Genomic DNA, 15,925 nt, shown 5'->3' on the forward strand with positions numbered 1-15,925 from the left:
ATTTGTGCTCGCCCGGCTTCTTCAGGCGCCGCCGGGCCGGCTATCCCCCAAACCGTCGCAATTTCTCGCTAGCCTTGCGATGCTCGCCGGCTCTCGTAGCCGGACAAGGAGAACGATCATGGTCATGCGTTTGCCGGCGCTCCGCCGCGCGACCCTGGTACTGGCGGTGTCGACTTTCGCGCTCGCGGGATTTGCCCGCGCGGACGATCCGCAGCAGCCGCGCGCCGAGACGGCGGCCCCAGCGGGACAGAAGGGTGGTGGGCGCGGCGGCAACACGCCAGGCGCGTCACAGGGTTCATCGTCCGCCGCCGAGCCGCATCGACTTCCGTCGGATTCGACCACGAAGCAGACGCTCGATCTGCCGGGCCGCGCACTCGACTTCACCGCGACGGCCGGCTCGATCCGCGTGTTCGACGGCAAGGGTGAGCCGCTCGCCGACATCGCCTATACGTCCTATGAGCTCGATGGTGCCGACCGCGCGACGCGCCCCGTGACGTTCCTGTTCAACGGCGGTCCCGGCGCGTCCTCGGCATGGCTCCAGTTCGGCGCTGCGGGTCCGTGGCGGCTGCCGCTCGATGGCGAAGCCCTGTCGCCGTCCGCCTCACCGGATGTGAAGCCGAACGCGGAGACGTGGCTCGACTTCACCGATCTCGTCTTCATCGATCCCGTCAGCACTGGCTACAGCCGTTTCGTTGCCAGCGGCGAGGACGCGCGCAAGTCCTTCTACTCCGTCGACGGCGACGCCAATTCGATCGCGCTCGTGATCCGCCGCTGGCTGGAGAAGCACGACCGGCTGACCTCGCCGAAATATGTCGGCGGCGAAAGCTATGGCGGCATTCGCGGGCCGAAGGTCGTGCGCCAGTTGCAGCTCCAGCACGGCGTCGGCGTCAGGGGATTGATCCTGGTGTCGCCGCTCCTGGACTTCCGCGAGTTCACCGGCACCAGCCTCCTGCAATATGTCGCGACGCTGCCGAGCTATGCCGCGGTGGCGCGCGAAGCCAAGGGAGCGGTCAAGCGCGCCGATCTCGCCGACGTCGAGGCTTACGCGCGGGGCGAGTTCCTGGCCGACCTCGTCAAGGGCGAGGCGGACAAGGAGGCCACCAATCGCCTTGCCGACAAGGTTGCTGAGCTCACCGGGATCGATCAGGCCGTGAGCCGCCGGCTCGCCGGCCGTTTCGACGTCGGTGAATTCCGCCGCGAGTTCGACCGCAAGAACGGCAAGGTCACGGGGCGCTACGACGCCTCGGTGCGAGGCTATGATCCCTATCCGGATTCGAGCAGCTCCCGGTTCGGCGATCCCTCGGGCGATGCGCTCCAGGCGCCGCTGACGAGCGCGGCGGTCGATGTTCTCACGCGCAAGCTCAACTGGCGGCCGGATGGCTCCTATGAAGTCCTCAACGGCGCCGTCGAGGGCAATTGGGATTTCGGCCGCGGCATCAACCCGCCCCAGTCGGTGTCGGAGCTGCGCCAGATCCTCGCCACCGACGGAAAGCTGAACGTGCTGGTCGCGCACGGCCTGTTCGATCTCGCCACGCCCTATTTCGGATCGAAGCGGGTGCTCGACCAGCTTCCGGCGTTCGCCACGCAGCGGGTCAAGTTCGTCGTCTATCCCGGCGGCCACATGTTCTATTCGCGCGACGGCTCGCGGCAGGCGTTTCGGAGCGAGGTCGAGGCTCTTATCCGAGAGTAGGCCGCCGCTTGCGCGGCGGATATCTCCGCGCGATCTCGCGCGCCACGACACGCTCCGGCTTGATATTGGCGCCGGCGATCCAGATGTCGCTGACCTTGCCGCGCGCGTCACGGACGCGGCGCACTGGCTCGCCGTGGCTGGAATACCCGGCAGCCCAGGCGAGCTTGCCGGTGTCGCGGCCGGTGACCTCGATCTCGGCGGCATCCATGAACGGATTGATGAACTGCGGATTGGCGACCAGCACGCGGTTGCCCGCGGGGACGAGATCGGTTGCGCCCCAGATCGTCCACCAGCGGCCGGTCCAGTCGCGCACGCGGCGGTCGGGGGCGCCGCGAGTCCTGAACACGCGCAGGATCTGCATCGCGCCGTCCATCCAGAACGGCGCCGCGCCGTCGATGGAGTTGCTGAGGATGCTGATCGCGAGCTCGCAAGCGGGGATGGAGCAGGTCCGGGAGATGTAACCCTGAAAATGGCCGCCATGGCCGAACCAGTCCCAGCCGTCGGTTTTGCCGGCGTTGATGCCAAGGCCGTAATAGGCCTCGAAACTCTGCGGGATGCGCCAGTGATGCCGGGTCATTTCGCGGCGGCTTGCGACTGAGAGCACGCTCTTCCTGGCGTTGGGCGCAAGCTGCGCGAAGAAGCGGGCCGTATCGCCGGCGGTGGCGGCGAAGCCCGTGGCGGACGCCATCGCGTGCGTCGGATTGTCGCCGGGGATCACGCAACGCTCGCCCAAGGGCACTTTTCGCGTGTGGCCGCGCGCGAACGATGCGCCCTTGGGAAGCGGCGCATCCGGCTCAGTCTCGCGCAGGCCTGCGGGCTCGATGATCTCGCGCTTGATCCAGGCGGAGTAGGGCTCCTTCGACACGGCTTCGATGACGAGGCCGAGCAGGCCAAAGCCGTGGTTGGAGTATTTGAAGCGCGTCCCCGGCTCGATCGCGGTCGGCAGCTTCAATTCCGCGAGCAACTCCCTGGCGTTGAGATAGGGACGGTTGTCGATGAACTGCCCGGAATCGGCGCCATCGCGCGTCAGCCCCGCGCTGTGCGATAGCACCTGCGCAATCGTCGTCTCGGCGACGCGCGGATGCAGGCCGCCGACATGTTGGCTGACCGTGTCGTCGAGCCGGAGCTTGCGCTGGTCGCGCAGCTTCATGATGCCGGCGGAGGTAAAGCTCTTCGAGTGCGAGGCGATGCGGCAGCGGTGGCGCGGGGTGAGTTTTTCGCCGGTGTCGAGGTTGGCAAGACCAAAGGCGTGCTCGGCGACGATTTCGCCGCGATGGGCAAATGCGACGATGACGCCGGGCTGCTGGAATGTCGTCTGTTGGAATTCGATCCAGGAGCCGATGTAGTCGATCGCGGATCGCAGCCACGTATCCATTGCGCACCAATTTGCGAGGGGAGCACTTGATGCGAGAGGCTAACCGAGAAAGCGGAACGGGCACAACCCCGAGGTTGTGCCCGTTCGTTTCGTTCGAGGATGCGATGTCTCAGTAGACGAGCGTCGCGCCGGTCGGCTTGTCGAGCGCCGCGGCGAGCGAGCGATACTCGGAGCTGTCGGTGCCGGCGAGCGAGGCGATCTTGTTCAGGTGGTACTGCGCCTGTTCGCGGTTGCCCTGCTCGAGCTGCCAGAGGCCGTAATACTGCCAGGTGCGGACGTGGTTCGGATCGTCCTTCAGTGCGATCTCGTAATAGACCTTGGACGACTGGTAGTCGCCGAGCTTGCGATAGGAGTAGCCGATCAAATTGGCGACGTCGGCGACGTCGTCGCGCTCGAGCGACTTCAGCTGGCCGATCGCGCTCGTGTAGTCGTGACCGTCGTAGATCGTGGTGTAGGCGGTGCGATAGGCCGCGAGGAATTTGGGATCGCTGATGGAGGAGCTCTTCTTCTTCCCCTTCTTGGCCGAGCTGTCCGACTTCGGCGGCGGCGAGGGCTCGTCGCTGCCCGCGGCGTAGGCGCTGGTCAGCATCGGTCCGGCGGCCAACGCCATCGAGACAAGCCCCGGTACCAGAAGCATGGAAAGTTTGCGCATCTATCTTCTCCCGTATGGAACGTGGCGATCCTACACGATTGCCCAAAGACCGGAACACCCAGAGGGCAAAAACATTCCCGCTTCGCACGATCTATTCGCCCCTCCGCAGATGACAAACTTGTCATCGAGATGAACAGAAGCCTGCAAGGGACTTCAGACTGGGTTCAGCGCGCGCCGCCTAGGCTCCCACCCACGATCGAAGAGTAGGCGAGAGGGCGCCGCCTCAAGATCCTTCCAAGAGGAGACCAACCATGTTGAAGACCATTTCCGCAGCCTTGCTCGCCGCTTCCGTAATCGCAGCCCCGGCCTTCGCCGCTGAAGCCGGCAAGACCACCACGACCGCGCCGGTGATCAAGGCGGACCAGAGCCAGACCAAGGTGTCGACCACCGCCGCGAAACCCGAGGCCGGCGTCAAGGCCGACACGAAGGCCGCCGACGTCAAGGCGGACGCCAAGGTGGATACCAAGTCGAAGGCGATGAACGCCAATGCCGCGGTCACGCCCGACGAGCACAAGGCCGTGCGCACGCATCGCCACCACAACAAGCATCTGTCGGCCAAGAAGTCGCTGAAGGCGCAGCCTGACGTGACCAAGCCGGCGGCCGTCGACAAGCGCAGCTAACGACTGATCCGGCGCGGCGGCATCCCTGGCATTGCCCGCCGCCGCGTGCGGAATTCAGGCCCGGCCCGTCGTCTCGGCGTCAGCGCGAAAGCGCAGGCGCCGGCGGCGGGGCGGTGCGTTATTTGCGCAGCCTACGAGCAGGAGCGAATTCCCTTCGTGCAACCTTGGAGCTAGAACATCCTCCGAGTCTGATCGAGCGGAGAGCGTGGCCTGTGGGGCGATTGGCGAAGCGTGCGGTGATCTTGGCGTTGGTTCTGGTCTTGCCGCTGGCGCTCGCGGCATGTTTCGGCAGCGACGGTGATCGTCCATCCCTGATGGAGGGGACCCAGGCGGGAGGGCCGCAGCCGTTTCCCGACAATTTTCGCAGTGACACGCTGGCCTTGATGCGCGCTTACCTCAACAATCCCGTCGGCGTGCGCGAGGCCACCATGGCCGATCCGGTGCTCCGCGAGATCGGCGGACGGCAGTTCTACGTCGCCTGCCTGCACTTCACGCCACGCGAGACCGACGGCAGCTACAAGGGCATGCGCGAACGGGCCGCCGTGTTCGTCAACGGGCGGGGCGACCGCATCGTCGATCGCGCCGGCGAGCTCTGCGCCGGTGCGGTTTACGCACCCTTTCCGGAACTGGAAAAGATGGCGCGGTAGCGCAAAGCCGGCCTTCATCGGCAGGTGCTAGGACAGGGGCCGCCGGAGCCGCTGGATCACAATTTGGCGAGCTTTGAACGGGGCTGGTTTGCCTTGCGACAGATCGTTACAGCCCGCCTTGCGCAGACGACGAAAACAGTCGGTGCAAGCAGGTGTGACGGAACAAAATCGCGTTGTTGCCAACCCGTCACAGTTACAGACGATCAACGTTCCGGCATCGCCGCGAAGCAACCTAATTCACGCCACGTTGTTTCCTGAGTGTCGAATTTGAAAGAACGGGGATGATCATGAAGACGATTTTGCTGGGCGCAGCAGCCGCTCTGCTGGCGCTGGTCGCACCGGCCGCTGCGGCCGACATGCAGCCGCGCACCTATAACAAGGCGCCCGCCTATACGCCGCCGCAGGTGATCTACAACTGGACCGGTTTCTACATCGGCGGCCATGTCGGCGGCGCGTTCGCCGGTGACAGCAGCTTCCAGTCGAGCGACGCCCGCTTCCTGGGCGGCGTGCAGGGCGGCTTCGACTACCAGTTCGCGCCCAATTGGGTGGTAGGCATCGAGGCCCAGTACTCCTGGCTGCCGACCAACAACAATGGTGTCACGTTCCCGCTGGGGACGCAGGTGACGTCGAACACCGACCAGCTCGGGTCGGTGACCGGCCGCATCGGCTACACTTGGGGACCGGCGCTGGTCTATGCCAAGGGCGGTTACGCCTGGCGTAATGGCGGCCTCGGCGTCAACGTCGCCGGCGTGGCGCAGCCCTTCACTGCCACTGGCAACAACAAGGACGGCTATACTGTCGGTGCCGGCCTCGAATACATGTTCGCACCGAGCTGGTCGGCCAAGGCCGAGTACCAGTATTACAACTTTGGCAGCACGACCTTCACCTCCGGTCCGGCCGACGTCGTCGGCGTCCGGGGCCGGGAGGACGAGCATACCGTCAAGGTCGGTGTGAACTACCGCTTCGGCTGGGGCGGGCCGGCAGCCTCGCGCTACTGACGCTCAACAGCGACCACGACCTGACAAGGGCCGGCTCACGCCGGCCTTTCGTTTGCCGGGCCCTTGTTTGCCTGCCTGTTGTTTGCTTTGCGTGAACCATCTGGCGCGTCATTTGCAAGCAAATGGTCTGGGGCGCGCGTTCTCACGCGCGTCATGGGACTGGCGTAAAGCAAAAATAATTTTTGCCGCCTACGGAACTCGCGCTCCGGAAGGCGTTATATGAGAATTACCGGGCTGGTGGGACGACGGACATGCGTATCTTTGTGTCGGCAGTAGTGCTCTCGTGCTTCATCTCCCTGCCGTGCGCTGCACAGACAATCCTCAAATCCGAGCCTCTGATGCTGGCACCCTATGAGGTGGCCTTCGTCAAGGACGCTTCCTGCCCATCCGGTAAGGTGCTGAAAGTAACGGGCGCGATCCGCGGGCTGCACCGTCGCAAGGCCTGCGTGGTGCTGGCGGGCGAGCAGGCCTCGCTGGCGACCGCGACCCCCTGAGAGATCCCTTCCTGAGATACCCTGGGTCTAACCTCAGGAATTCAGCGCAAGCTCCATCCTCGACTGCTGTTCGGCCTCGGCCTTGTTCCTGGCGGGGTCCTCGCCCTGGGCGGCCCGGCAGGGCTTGATCTCGTAATCATTGTCCAGGACCCGGCGCGGCCCGTGGCGCTGGTCGTCGGTGCTGACGTCCACGACGAGGCCGCTTTGCTGCGCGAGCTGCCAGACGTCGGCCTCGCTGGGATAGGCCTTGCTGATTTGGGCGTCGTTGCAGAACAGGGCGTGGGGCATTCTTCCCGCTCCCGGAAAGCGCGTTAACGGCTTCATGGGGCAGGGGGTTCCGGGGCGATCACGGGGGCGTAATCGGAGCCGCGGGCCCTGAGTCTTTAACGAGTCCTGAATCCCAAAAAAAAGAATCCCTGGGACTCATTTGCCGGAATCAGCGGATGTTTTCGGCCATGACGACCGACCTCAAGACCTGCTGCGGGCACATGCTGCTGCCACTGACGCTGGGATTGCTCAGCGCCTGTGCGGCCAATCTCTGGTTGGTTTGGTCCTGGCTGTAGGTGTCTGATCGACCGTCGGCCTTAGTTTTCGGCTGGCGGACGGAGGGAGGGGTCGCGAATGGCCGCGCGGAGCCTGGTCAGGGTCGCCGCGCAATACTCCTCCCGCTCGCGCTCGAATCGCTCCTGATGCTTGCGGAAATTGGCGATGCGGGCCTGCATCTCGGAGCGGAAATCGCCGCTTGTCCGTGCTGGCGGGATCATGACGGGCGGGGCGAGCGGGACTGGCGGCGGCTTGATCTCGACCGCCAATGTCTCGACCGCCACGGTCTCGACGGTGACGGTCCCCACCGGCACGTCCGGTGCAGCCGTCGGTCTCTCCGGCGGATGGAAGTCACCCTTCTTGCCGGTTACCGATTGGACGAAGGCCATTGTTTGCGCGATCAGTGCGTCGCGCTCGCTGATCCACTTCATGGTCCACCTCTGTTGGAGCTATTCCAGCAAAGGTGGCCGGCCGAATCAAGGAGGTGTCCGGCTGGGGATTGCATATTTTTCCCGCTCGCCCGACAGTGGGGAATGGACGTCAATTTAGACGAGTCGGACGAAGCGCAGGGCCTGAGGCTCGTCCGTGCGTTCTTGTCGCTGCCGCCCGACAAGCGGGCGGAGGTGATCGCGTTCGTGGAGGAATTGGCGCGGGCCCAAGGCCGGCCCGAGGCAGGCACAGAGGCATCGCCGACGTGAGCGCTATCGCTCGCGCGGGTTAATGTTGGGCTCGAACGGCGCCCCCACCACCCGGACTGGTGTCGGAGCCGTAACGTCGATCGCCGCGCGTTCGGCGACCTGCGTTGCCTGAGCCGGCGCTGGTGCCAGCTCGAACAGCGCAACGGTGCCGGCCACGGCGACACAGCACAGCGTCACCGTCGCCAGCAGAAACATGTTTCGGTTTTCTTCCTTGATCCGCATGGGCCGACAACGACTGACGTCGGCGACCGGTTCCGGCCGGTCATGTCCGGATCACGCCCCCAAAACAGGCAGAAGCTTACACGAGGCTTACGCCGACCCCCCGAATAGTTATTTTTCCGTAAGACTACTCGGAGGATTTGGCATCAAATCTTAACGTCCGCCGGTTCCAATGCCCGTTGCTGGGATTATGCGTCGGCAGAAGCATTGGGGCGGCTGTGATGAGCTTTTTGAACAATCTGAAAATCGTGTGGAAGGTCGCACTGATCGTGGCGGTGATGGGATGCGCGATGCTTGCCGTCGCCGGCTTCGCCGCGCGCGAACTTTCGGCGACCGTCGACGGATTTGCCGAACTCTCCGCCGCGCAATCCTCGGCGCTCAACCTGACGCGGGCCCAGCGCCGCGCCGAGACCTATCATGCCGCGCTCTATGCGGTCTTCACCGAAGCGACGGAGGCGGGCAACGCTGGCCGTCTCAAGATCGCGAACCAGAACCGCACCGAAATCAGTCAGTACCTCGATGCGGCCGTGCAGGACGACCCGTCGCGCGCCAGCCAGGTCAAGAGCATCGGGGACCAGCTGAAGGCCGCGTTCGCCAGCTGCGATCCGGTACTTCAGGCCGGTGCGCAGGCAAGCAGCGTGGAGGAGAATGCCAAGGCCGCCGAACGTGCGCACAAGGAGTGCGATCCGGTGCTGGACGCGGCGCTCGCACGCATCGTCCAGTTCGTGACCGAGTCCGCACAGGCGGTCAGCAACCGCAAGGAAGCCATCAACCGCGACGCCAGATCCGCGACCTGGACCGTGATCGGAGTCAGCGCCGGCGGCCTGATCGTCGGCATCGCGATCGCGCTGTTCATCGGCCTCAATGCGATGTCCCGGCCGATCGCCCGGCTCAAGCTCGCCATGGAGGGTCTCGCCCGCAACGATCTCAAGACCGAGGTGCCCGAGAAGGAGCGGAGCGACGAGATCGGCGACATGGCGAGGACCGTCGAAGTCTTCAAGACCAACGCGCTCGAGGTCGAACGCCTCAAGGCTGCGCAGCTCGAGATCGAGAAGCAGGCTGCCGAGCAGCGCCGCCGTGACATGGTCAACCTGGCCGACGGCTTCGAACGCGCGGTCGGCGAGATCATCGAGACGGTGGGCTCGGCGTCCACCGAGCTCGAAGCGTCGTCCTCGACGCTGGCCACCACCGCGCACCGCGCGCAGGAGCTGACCTCGGTGGTCGCGGTCGCTTCGGGTGAAGCCACCGGCAACGTGCAGTCGGTTGCGACCGCCACAGAGGAGCTGTCGTCCTCGGTCAACGAGATCAGCCGGCAGGTGCAGGAATCCGCGCGGATGGCGGGCGAAGCCGTCACCCAGGCGCGCACCACGACCGAGCGGGTCAGCGAGCTCTCGATCGCGGCGACGCGGATCGGCGATGTGGTCGAGCTGATCAACACCATTGCCGGCCAGACCAACCTGCTGGCGCTGAACGCCACGATCGAGGCGGCACGCGCCGGCGAGGCCGGCCGCGGCTTCGCGGTCGTCGCCTCCGAGGTGAAGACGCTAGCCGAGCAGACCGCGAAGGCGACCGGCGAGATCAGCCAGCAGATTTCCGGAATCCAGACCGCGACCCAGGAATCCGTCAACGCGATCCGCGACATCTCCGCGACGATCGAGCGGCTATCGGAGGTGTCGTCCACCATTGCCGCGGCCGTCGAGGAGCAGGGCGCCGCGACCCAGGAGATCTCGCGCAACGTGCAGCAGGCCGCTCACGGCACCCAGCAGGTCTCCACTAATATCACCGACGTGCAGCGCGGCGCGGCCGAGACCGGCTCGGCGTCCTCGCAGGTGCTTTCGACCGCCAAGATGCTGGCGACCGACAGCAACCGGCTGAAGGACGAAGTCGGAAAATTCTTGCGGACCGTGCGCGCGGCGTAAGTGAGCGCCGCGGCACTCGTCCGCCGCGCTCACCGCGCCTAATGCGGAAGCAAGAGGCCGAGCGCGAACACCAACAGCATGGCCGTCATGACGACGGCCGTCACGGCGCCGGCAACGATTTTGGCCTTCTCTTTGCTGGTGGTCGAGCGCATGCGGGCTGCATGCTACCTCATGTTGAACTTCGGTCCAATCTGCGGTCCGGAGCCATCCTCGTGACCCGCCTCGGTCAGGCGGCGAGCCTTTGCTGGAAGAACCGTGTGACGCGATCGATCGCATCGGATGTCATCGGGTCGGTGTCGGAGAAATCAAAGCCGTGGGCTTTGCCTGGATAGGGCACGAATTCGGCCTCCGCGCCGACCGACTTGCCGAGCTCGACCAGCTGCCGTCCCTTCGCGACCGGCACGTTCCTGTCTGCCTCGCCATGCAATGCGATCAGGGGCGGCAGGTGCTTGACCTTGGCGGCCATAGCGTCGGGCATGCCGCCATAGAGCACCGCGAGCGCGGCGATACGCTTGTCCCGCGCGGCGGTGTCGGCGGCGACGTAGCCGCCCAGCGAGAAGCCGAGCAGGCCGATGCGCCCGGAACTGTCGGACCGGCCCAGGATGGCCGTCACGGTGGCGGAGACCGTGTTGGCCCAATCGTCGAACCGCGTCGTGTCATAGGCATCGCGGCTCTCATGCGTGCTGGACTTCGGCGTCAGCGCGGCCGTATCGGCCGGTGTCATATAGCGGAGAAAATAGACGTCGATGCCCTTGGCGGACAGCGCATCGGCATATCGCTCGTAGGCGCGGAGCCTAAGCTCGATGCCGCGGGACCCGTGCAGCAAAATCACGGCAGGGCGCTTCCCGGCCACCGTCGCCGCGTAACGTGATACAGGCAGGCTGTCATTGCCGGAGGTGACGCTGAACTGTTCGCCTGGTGCACCGTGTGCAAGGATAGACGTCAGCAGCGCGGCGATGCCGGTCATGGCCGTTCGTCGGGTAATCATCAGCGAACTCGCGCCAGGGAGATTTCGGAGGCGACGCGTCGGCTGTATAGTGTGCTTGCGACGGAATCTTGACGCGAGTCCCGCCCGATGATCCCCAATCGTCCACCCGTGCTCGCCCATGAGCGCTTCGTTGCGGACCGCGAGAGCTTTGACGGCCTCGATCTCGCCGCGCGGTTCGAGCGGATCGAGCGGACCAACCTGTGGGGCGCGGCCACATCCGTCTCGGGCCTCGGCTCGGAGGACCCGGCGACCGCCGCGATCCGGGAGGAGCTTCCTCCCCTGCTGCAACGGCTCGGCGCGCGCTCGCTGCTCGATGCGCCCTGCGGCGATGCCGGCTGGATCGGCCGCATCAAGCTCGACCTCGACTACACCGGCATCGACATCGTGCCGTCGCTGATCGAGACCAATCGCCGGCGTGTGGCCAGCGGCGAATTGTCCGGCCGGTTTCTCGTTGCCGACATCACGCGCGATGCGCTGCCGCGCGCGGATGTCATTCTGTGCCGGGACTGCCTGGTTCATTTGAGCTTCGACAACATCGCCCGCGCCGTTGCCCGCTTTGCCGAGAGCGGCGCGGGCTTCCTGCTGGTCACGACATTTCCCGAATGGGATGCAAATCGCGATTGCGCGGATGGCGATTGGCGCGCGCTGAACATGGAGAAGGCGCCATTCAACTGGCCCGCGCCGCGCGCGTTGATCAACGAGCGTTGCGAGGAGGGCGGCGGCGGCTGGCGCGACAAGAGCCTTGCCCTATGGCGGCTGGATGAACTGCCCGATCGTATCCGCATGGCCACGGCGATGTGACGGACGCAGGCGGAACTCCATTGCGTCCGTGACCGCACTGGCGATACACTTCAGGTTGTGTGACGCGATTTTTGCGTCGCGTGCCGACGATACCGGAGAACGCCATGAAGCCGAGTTTTGCCGTAGCGGCTCTGTTGATCTGGTGCTCCACGCCGGCACTGGCGCAGCAGGACGGCGCCGCGCTCTACGCAGCGCACTGCGTGCAATGTCACGATGCCGGCGATGCCCAGAACCGCGCGCCCGCGCGCGGCGCCATGCAGGCGATGTCGTTCGATCACGTGCTGGGGACGCTGACCTCCGGCAGCATGGCCGCGATGGCGAAGGAGCGCAGCGACGACGAGCGTCGCGCGATTGCTGCTTTCGTCACCGGCAAGGCCGCAATCAACAGCGCGTCTGACGGGCAGGGCCGCTGCACGCAGCAGATCAGCGGCTTTCCGCAACCGCTCGACGGTCCACGCTGGAACGGGTGGGGCGTCGATCTCAACAACAGCCGCTTCCAGCCGGCCGACATGGCGGGGCTGACCGCGGCGCAGGTGCCGCGCCTGCGGCTGAAATGGGCCTACGCGTTTCCCGGCGCCTCGGTATCCTTTGCGCCGCCGACGATCATGGGCGGCCTGCTGTTCATCGGCGGCACCGACCGCAAGGTGCACGCGCTCGACGCGCGAACCGGCTGCACGCTGTGGACGTTCGCGATCGATGCGGCGGTGCGCGCCGCGATCACGGTCGCGCCGCTTCCCGGCTCCGATCAGTTCGCGATCTTCTTCGGCGATTTGCGTGCGAACGCCTATGCCGTGAACGCGCTGACGGGGGCGCTGATCTGGAAGACGAAGGTCGAGGAGCATCCGGCCGCGCGCATCACCGGCGCGCCGGTGCTGCATTCCGGCGTGCTCTACGTGCCGGTGTCCTCGCTCGAGGAGGCCGCCGGCTCGCAACCCTCTTACGAATGCTGCACCTTCCGCGGCAGCGTGATGGCGCTGGAGGCCGCGACCGGCAAGCCGGTCTGGCAAGCCTATACGATCCCGGAAGTGCCGCATCCGACCGACAAGAACGCGAGGGGCGTGCAGCTGTTCGGCCCGTCCGGTGCCGCGATCTGGTCGGCGCCGACGATCGATGTGAAGCGCGGCGCGATCTATGTCGCGACCAGCAATTCCTATTCGAATCCGCCATCCGCGACGAGTGACGCGATTCTCGCCTTCGATCTTGCGACGGGAAAGCTGCTCTGGAGCCGGCAGGCCACGCCGAAGGACGCTTATGTCGTGGCGTGCTTCGCCGCGGACAAGACCAATTGTCCCGAGGATCACGGACCCGACCACGATTTCGGCCAGTCGCCGATCCTGGTGACTCTGCGCGACGGCAGGCGCGTTCTTGCCATCGCACAGAAATCCGGTGTCGTGCACGCGCTCGATCCCGACGACGGCGGCAAGATCCTGTGGCAGACGCGGATCGGGAAGGGCGGTGCGCTCGGCGGCAGCGAATGGGGCTCGGCGGCCGATCAGGATCGCATCTATGTCGCGAACTCCGACGTGCGTTTCCTGCGTGACGGCACCAGGCGTCTCGACTCCACGCAAGGCGGCGGCCTGTTCGGGCTCGATCTCGCCAGCGGGACAGTCGTGATGGAGGTGCCTCCGGTCGCCTGTGGCGATCGTCTCCAATGCAGCCCCGCGCTGTCGGCGGCGGTGAGCCTGATCCCCGGCGTCGTGTTCTCCGGCGGCGTCAGCGGCTTCCTGCGTGCCTATGCCAGCGACGGCAAGCTGCTCTGGGAGTTCGACTCCGCGCAGGATTACAAGGCCGTCAACGGCGTCCCCGCCCATGGCGGCGCGATCGACGGTCCCGGACCGGTCATCGCCGGCGGCATGCTCTACACCAATTCCGGCTACGGCCAATGGAGCGGCGTCGCCGGCAACGTGCTGCTGGCGTTCGAGGTGGGGACGGAGTGAGCGCGAGGCAGGGAGGCGCGATGATCGATGCCCGATGCAGTTGTGGCGCCGTTGCATTGTCGCTCGCGGGGCCATCCCGCGCGGTCGTTGCTTGTCACTGCATGGACTGCCAGCGCCGAACCGGTGCGCCCTTCGGCGTCGGTGCCTTCTACGCGGCTGAGGCCGTCACGATCTCGGGGACCCCAAGCGAATACGTTCGCAAGGCCGCGAGCGGCGGCAACGTCCGCAGCTATTTTTGCACCCATTGCGGCTCGACGGTCTACTGGAAGGCGGACAACCTGCCAGGGATGATCGGCGTCGCCGTCGGCGCGATGGCGGACCCGAATTTCCCGGCTCCGCTAAGATCGGTTTTCGAGCAGTCGAAACATGGCTGGGTCGAAATCAACGGTGCGGAGCACTTCCAGCAAAGCAGTGCGAAGAAGAATGCAAGCTGAGGTTTCCGCCTCAAGCGCTGGTGCCGGCTGAGGGGATTGAACCCCCGACCTTCAAGGCGATCTACGAAGCTTGACCGCTGACCTCGGCAAGCTGAGGTCGGAAGAGCATCAACCGGCTCGCCGACGGCCGCTGGAATAGCCGGCAATAGGAGACTCTCCAAAATGCTAGGCTTGCCACATAAGTCACCTTGCCGCGCGGTGAAAAACCGCGCGACGATGAGTAGCATTGCTTTTTTTATCGCCCGGTTCGTTCTTCTTGGAGAGCAGATCTTGTCGATCGTGGGTGCGCTCTCGCGAGAGGCCAGCACATGATTGAGCTTTGGAACAAGTGGTACGGGACCTTGGCCTCTGTCGAGGCGCTGGCAGCCGTCGTCGTTATTGCCGTGGTGACCGCTGGCATTCTTACGCTAATTGAGAGTCAGCGTCATAGGACAAAACATTGATGGGGAGACGTCGGAAAACGATCAGCTAGACCAGAGTAGTTCAGCAGGTGAGTGGCGCTAAAAAGTGCTCCTATGCAGGAGGATCAAATGATCCTTTCTCGTGCAAGTTGGACAAACAGGAATGCTTCTTGGCGGCAAGCATTTTGCACATGCGCGGTGTTGAGCATACTGGTCGCAGCTCCTGCATTCGTGATGATACTCCTGCTGGATTCCCAGCTCGTCTTGCCAGCGCTCAGTATTCTATTTTTCTCAGACGCGATGATCACTGCGGTTTTGGCTTGGGCAAAGTCGGGAAATGCGACATTAGAAAATGTAACGCTATGGGATGTTGCCGGGGCATTGACCATGTTGGGTTGTGCCGCAGCGATTCTTGGCGAACCAGATCAAGTGGCACTTCTTTTCGAGCAACCGGTTAGACTACATTCGGACGCGGCTCTAGGCGATAGCGCTAGCCCCTGATAACCGGCGGCGTTAGGACCCCCGTTTCTTGGTGGCAGGTATCGGTCAACCGATCCGATGGACGTATGCGATCTCGCTTGCAGCTGCCCATTCCCCTGCGGCGGGGACATGACCCGTGCCTGATTATTACGATACAGATGTCCTTAGCGTTTTCTTGCAGATCGTTCTGATCGACCTGGTGCTCGCTGGCGATAACGCCATCGTCATCGGTCTTGCTTCAGCCGGACTTCCTGAGGCGCAACGAGGCAAGGCGATTTTGATCGGTATTGTTGCCGCGACGATACTGCGCGTCTTACTCGCCGGGTTGGCGACGCAAATCCTCCAGATCGTCGGCCTCTTGCTCGCTGGCGGGATCCTGTTGTTGTGGGTATGCTGGAAAATGTGGCGAGAGTTGCGCACATCCTCCACAGGGCCAACAGGTGCGATGGACGCCGCTGGAGCAATTGCAGGCAGCAAAGCTCGCAAAACCCTCGCTCAAGCGAGTTGGCAGATTGTCGTGGCCGACGTTTCCATGTCTCTCGACAACGTTCTGGCCGTGGCGGGGGCAGCACGCGAGCATCCGATGATCTTGATTTTCGGCCTGGGGCTTTCCATCGCGATGATGGGCGTGGCCGCTTCTTTCATTGCGCGCCTTCTGCAAACTTATCGATGGATTGCTTACGTCGGCCTAGCCGTCATCCTTTATGTGGCGGGTGACATGGTCTTTCGCGGGATGTTGGATGTCATTAACGTTGCGTCGATATGAGATGCTGTTTCACCCTAGATATCCTAAATCGTCAGGCAGAATTCGAACGCGGTACGCATAGGCTGCAGATGGGTGTGAAGCCCGCAGAAGAAAGGGCCGCCTTTGTGGGGCGGCCCTGTCCAAAGTCTATCGACGCCGGTCAAAAAAAATTAGGTTAGAGCAAAGCCAGCCCCGGGAATGAAAACAACTAAGGATACAAACGCCGCGCCCGGTTGAGGGACATCGAAATAAAACAAGCTAAGCGCTGGTGCCGGCTGAGGGGA

At 64.4% G+C, this 15,925-nt stretch carries 17 protein-coding genes and 1 pseudogene; 11 read left to right on the plus strand and 7 right to left on the minus strand.

Features of this window, described 5'->3' with window-relative positions:
* Positions 1–118 precede the first annotated feature (118 nt).
* Complete coding sequence (locus AB7531_RS16655) at positions 119–1,690, plus strand: S10 family peptidase (protein WP_063982522.1); 1,572 nt, start codon at positions 119–121, stop codon at positions 1,688–1,690.
* Here the strand turns inward: AB7531_RS16655 and AB7531_RS16660 are convergent.
* On the minus strand, positions 1,677–3,065 hold the full coding sequence (locus AB7531_RS16660) for a serine hydrolase domain-containing protein (RefSeq protein ID WP_063982523.1): 1,389 nt from the start codon (positions 3,063–3,065) through the stop codon (positions 1,677–1,679). The genes AB7531_RS16655 and AB7531_RS16660 overlap by 14 nt on opposite strands.
* Before the next feature lie 109 nt (positions 3,066–3,174).
* On the minus strand, positions 3,175–3,717 hold the full coding sequence (locus tag AB7531_RS16665) for a tetratricopeptide repeat protein (protein ID WP_028150223.1): 543 nt from the start codon (positions 3,715–3,717) through the stop codon (positions 3,175–3,177).
* A 251-nt stretch (positions 3,718–3,968) separates the two neighbouring features.
* Between AB7531_RS16665 and AB7531_RS16670 the strand changes: the two genes are divergently transcribed.
* The 4 genes from AB7531_RS16670 to AB7531_RS16685 all read left to right on the plus strand — a co-directional run bounded on the left by AB7531_RS16670 (position 3,969) and on the right by AB7531_RS16685 (position 6,476).
* The gene (locus AB7531_RS16670; protein ID WP_063982524.1) at positions 3,969–4,337 is read left to right on the plus strand and encodes a His-rich protein BRANT; all 369 of its coding nucleotides are present in this window, start codon (positions 3,969–3,971) and stop codon (positions 4,335–4,337) included.
* A gap of 212 nt (positions 4,338–4,549) precedes the next feature.
* On the plus strand, positions 4,550–4,984 hold the full coding sequence (locus tag AB7531_RS16675) for a hypothetical protein (RefSeq protein ID WP_187388016.1): 435 nt from the start codon (positions 4,550–4,552) through the stop codon (positions 4,982–4,984).
* Positions 4,985–5,271: 287 nt separating this feature from the next.
* Positions 5,272–5,982 carry an outer membrane protein gene (locus AB7531_RS16680; protein ID WP_063986279.1) on the plus strand — a complete coding sequence of 237 codons (711 nt, stop codon included), beginning with the start codon at positions 5,272–5,274 and terminating at the stop codon, positions 5,980–5,982.
* Between the two features lie 251 nt (positions 5,983–6,233).
* On the plus strand, positions 6,234–6,476 hold the full coding sequence (locus tag AB7531_RS16685; RefSeq protein ID WP_038935984.1) for a DUF6719 family protein: 243 nt from the start codon (positions 6,234–6,236) through the stop codon (positions 6,474–6,476).
* Positions 6,477–6,509: 33 nt separating this feature from the next.
* Here AB7531_RS16685 and AB7531_RS16690 read toward each other — a convergent pair whose 3' ends face one another.
* The 3 genes from AB7531_RS16690 to AB7531_RS16700 all read right to left on the minus strand — a co-directional run bounded on the left by AB7531_RS16690 (position 6,510) and on the right by AB7531_RS16700 (position 7,939).
* Positions 6,510–6,764, minus strand: coding sequence for a hypothetical protein (locus AB7531_RS16690; RefSeq protein WP_063982525.1), 255 nt, complete (start codon positions 6,762–6,764; stop codon positions 6,510–6,512).
* Between the two features lie 296 nt (positions 6,765–7,060).
* Positions 7,061–7,450 carry a hypothetical protein gene (locus AB7531_RS16695; RefSeq protein ID WP_063982526.1) on the minus strand — a complete coding sequence of 130 codons (390 nt, stop codon included), beginning with the start codon at positions 7,448–7,450 and terminating at the stop codon, positions 7,061–7,063.
* A gap of 270 nt (positions 7,451–7,720) precedes the next feature.
* Positions 7,721–7,939: a hypothetical protein gene (locus AB7531_RS16700; protein ID WP_063982527.1), complete on the minus strand. Its 219-nt coding sequence runs from the start codon at positions 7,937–7,939 to the stop codon at positions 7,721–7,723.
* A 218-nt stretch (positions 7,940–8,157) separates the two neighbouring features.
* Between AB7531_RS16700 and AB7531_RS16705 the strand changes: the two genes are divergently transcribed.
* Entirely contained in the window at positions 8,158–9,855 is a 1,698-nt protein-coding gene (locus AB7531_RS16705; RefSeq protein ID WP_063982528.1) for a methyl-accepting chemotaxis protein, read from the plus strand.
* Positions 9,856–10,081: 226 nt separating this feature from the next.
* Here the strand turns inward: AB7531_RS16705 and AB7531_RS16710 are convergent, their stop codons facing one another.
* A complete protein-coding gene (locus AB7531_RS16710) occupies positions 10,082–10,843 on the minus strand; it encodes a dienelactone hydrolase family protein (protein WP_245328623.1) in 762 nt (253 codons plus the stop codon).
* Between the two features lie 87 nt (positions 10,844–10,930).
* Here AB7531_RS16710 and AB7531_RS16715 point away from each other — a divergent pair, with 87 nt between their 5' ends.
* The 3 genes from AB7531_RS16715 (at position 10,931) to AB7531_RS16725 (ending at position 14,015) form a co-directional block, all read left to right on the plus strand.
* On the plus strand, positions 10,931–11,644 hold the full coding sequence (locus AB7531_RS16715) for a class I SAM-dependent methyltransferase (protein WP_063982530.1): 714 nt from the start codon (positions 10,931–10,933) through the stop codon (positions 11,642–11,644).
* Positions 11,645–11,748: 104 nt separating this feature from the next.
* Positions 11,749–13,581 carry an outer membrane protein assembly factor BamB family protein gene (locus AB7531_RS16720; RefSeq protein ID WP_063982531.1) on the plus strand — a complete coding sequence of 611 codons (1,833 nt, stop codon included), beginning with the start codon at positions 11,749–11,751 and terminating at the stop codon, positions 13,579–13,581.
* A gap of 20 nt (positions 13,582–13,601) precedes the next feature.
* Positions 13,602–14,015: a GFA family protein gene (locus tag AB7531_RS16725; RefSeq protein WP_063986280.1), complete on the plus strand. Its 414-nt coding sequence runs from the start codon at positions 13,602–13,604 to the stop codon at positions 14,013–14,015.
* An 18-nt stretch (positions 14,016–14,033) separates the two neighbouring features.
* Here AB7531_RS16725 and AB7531_RS16730 read toward each other — a convergent pair.
* Positions 14,034–14,132: pseudogene (locus tag AB7531_RS16730) on the minus strand.
* Between the two features lie 413 nt (positions 14,133–14,545).
* On the opposite strand from AB7531_RS16730, the gene AB7531_RS16735 reads away from it, so the two are divergent.
* Positions 14,546–14,917, plus strand: a complete 372-nt coding sequence (locus tag AB7531_RS16735; protein WP_084795359.1) for a hypothetical protein — start codon at positions 14,546–14,548, stop codon at positions 14,915–14,917.
* A gap of 115 nt (positions 14,918–15,032) precedes the next feature.
* Positions 15,033–15,662 (plus strand): TerC family protein, encoded by a 630-nt coding sequence (locus AB7531_RS16740; RefSeq protein WP_354124988.1) that lies wholly within the window; start codon positions 15,033–15,035, stop codon positions 15,660–15,662.
* The last annotated feature ends 263 nt before the right edge of the window (positions 15,663–15,925 follow it).

The sequence above is a fragment of the Bradyrhizobium sp. 63_E2_N1_3 genome (assembly GCF_052076005.1).
GTDB classification, from domain to species: Bacteria; Pseudomonadota; Alphaproteobacteria; order Rhizobiales; family Xanthobacteraceae; genus Bradyrhizobium; species Bradyrhizobium barranii.

Bases quoted from the DNA above. Each gene is read 5' to 3' on its own strand.
- AB7531_RS16655 (WP_063982522.1), top strand. From the start codon at position 119: ATGGTCATGCGTTTGCCGGCGCTCCGCCGCGCGACCCTGGTACTGGCG.
- AB7531_RS16660 (WP_063982523.1), bottom strand. From the start codon at position 3,065: ATGGATACGTGGCTGCGATCCGCGATCGACTACATCGGCTCCTGGATC.
- AB7531_RS16665 (WP_028150223.1), bottom strand. From the start codon at position 3,717: ATGCGCAAACTTTCCATGCTTCTGGTACCGGGGCTTGTCTCGATGGCG.
- AB7531_RS16670 (WP_063982524.1), top strand. From the start codon at position 3,969: ATGTTGAAGACCATTTCCGCAGCCTTGCTCGCCGCTTCCGTAATCGCA.
- AB7531_RS16680 (WP_063986279.1), top strand. From the start codon at position 5,272: ATGAAGACGATTTTGCTGGGCGCAGCAGCCGCTCTGCTGGCGCTGGTC.
- AB7531_RS16685 (WP_038935984.1), top strand. From the start codon at position 6,234: ATGCGTATCTTTGTGTCGGCAGTAGTGCTCTCGTGCTTCATCTCCCTG.
- AB7531_RS16690 (WP_063982525.1), bottom strand. From the start codon at position 6,764: ATGCCCCACGCCCTGTTCTGCAACGACGCCCAAATCAGCAAGGCCTAT.
- AB7531_RS16695 (WP_063982526.1), bottom strand. From the start codon at position 7,450: ATGAAGTGGATCAGCGAGCGCGACGCACTGATCGCGCAAACAATGGCC.
- AB7531_RS16700 (WP_063982527.1), bottom strand. From the start codon at position 7,939: ATGCGGATCAAGGAAGAAAACCGAAACATGTTTCTGCTGGCGACGGTG.
- AB7531_RS16705 (WP_063982528.1), top strand. From the start codon at position 8,158: ATGAGCTTTTTGAACAATCTGAAAATCGTGTGGAAGGTCGCACTGATC.
- AB7531_RS16710 (WP_245328623.1), bottom strand. From the start codon at position 10,843: ATGATTACCCGACGAACGGCCATGACCGGCATCGCCGCGCTGCTGACG.
- AB7531_RS16715 (WP_063982530.1), top strand. From the start codon at position 10,931: ATGATCCCCAATCGTCCACCCGTGCTCGCCCATGAGCGCTTCGTTGCG.
- AB7531_RS16720 (WP_063982531.1), top strand. From the start codon at position 11,749: ATGAAGCCGAGTTTTGCCGTAGCGGCTCTGTTGATCTGGTGCTCCACG.
- AB7531_RS16725 (WP_063986280.1), top strand. From the start codon at position 13,602: ATGATCGATGCCCGATGCAGTTGTGGCGCCGTTGCATTGTCGCTCGCG.
- AB7531_RS16735 (WP_084795359.1), top strand. From the start codon at position 14,546: ATGATCCTTTCTCGTGCAAGTTGGACAAACAGGAATGCTTCTTGGCGG.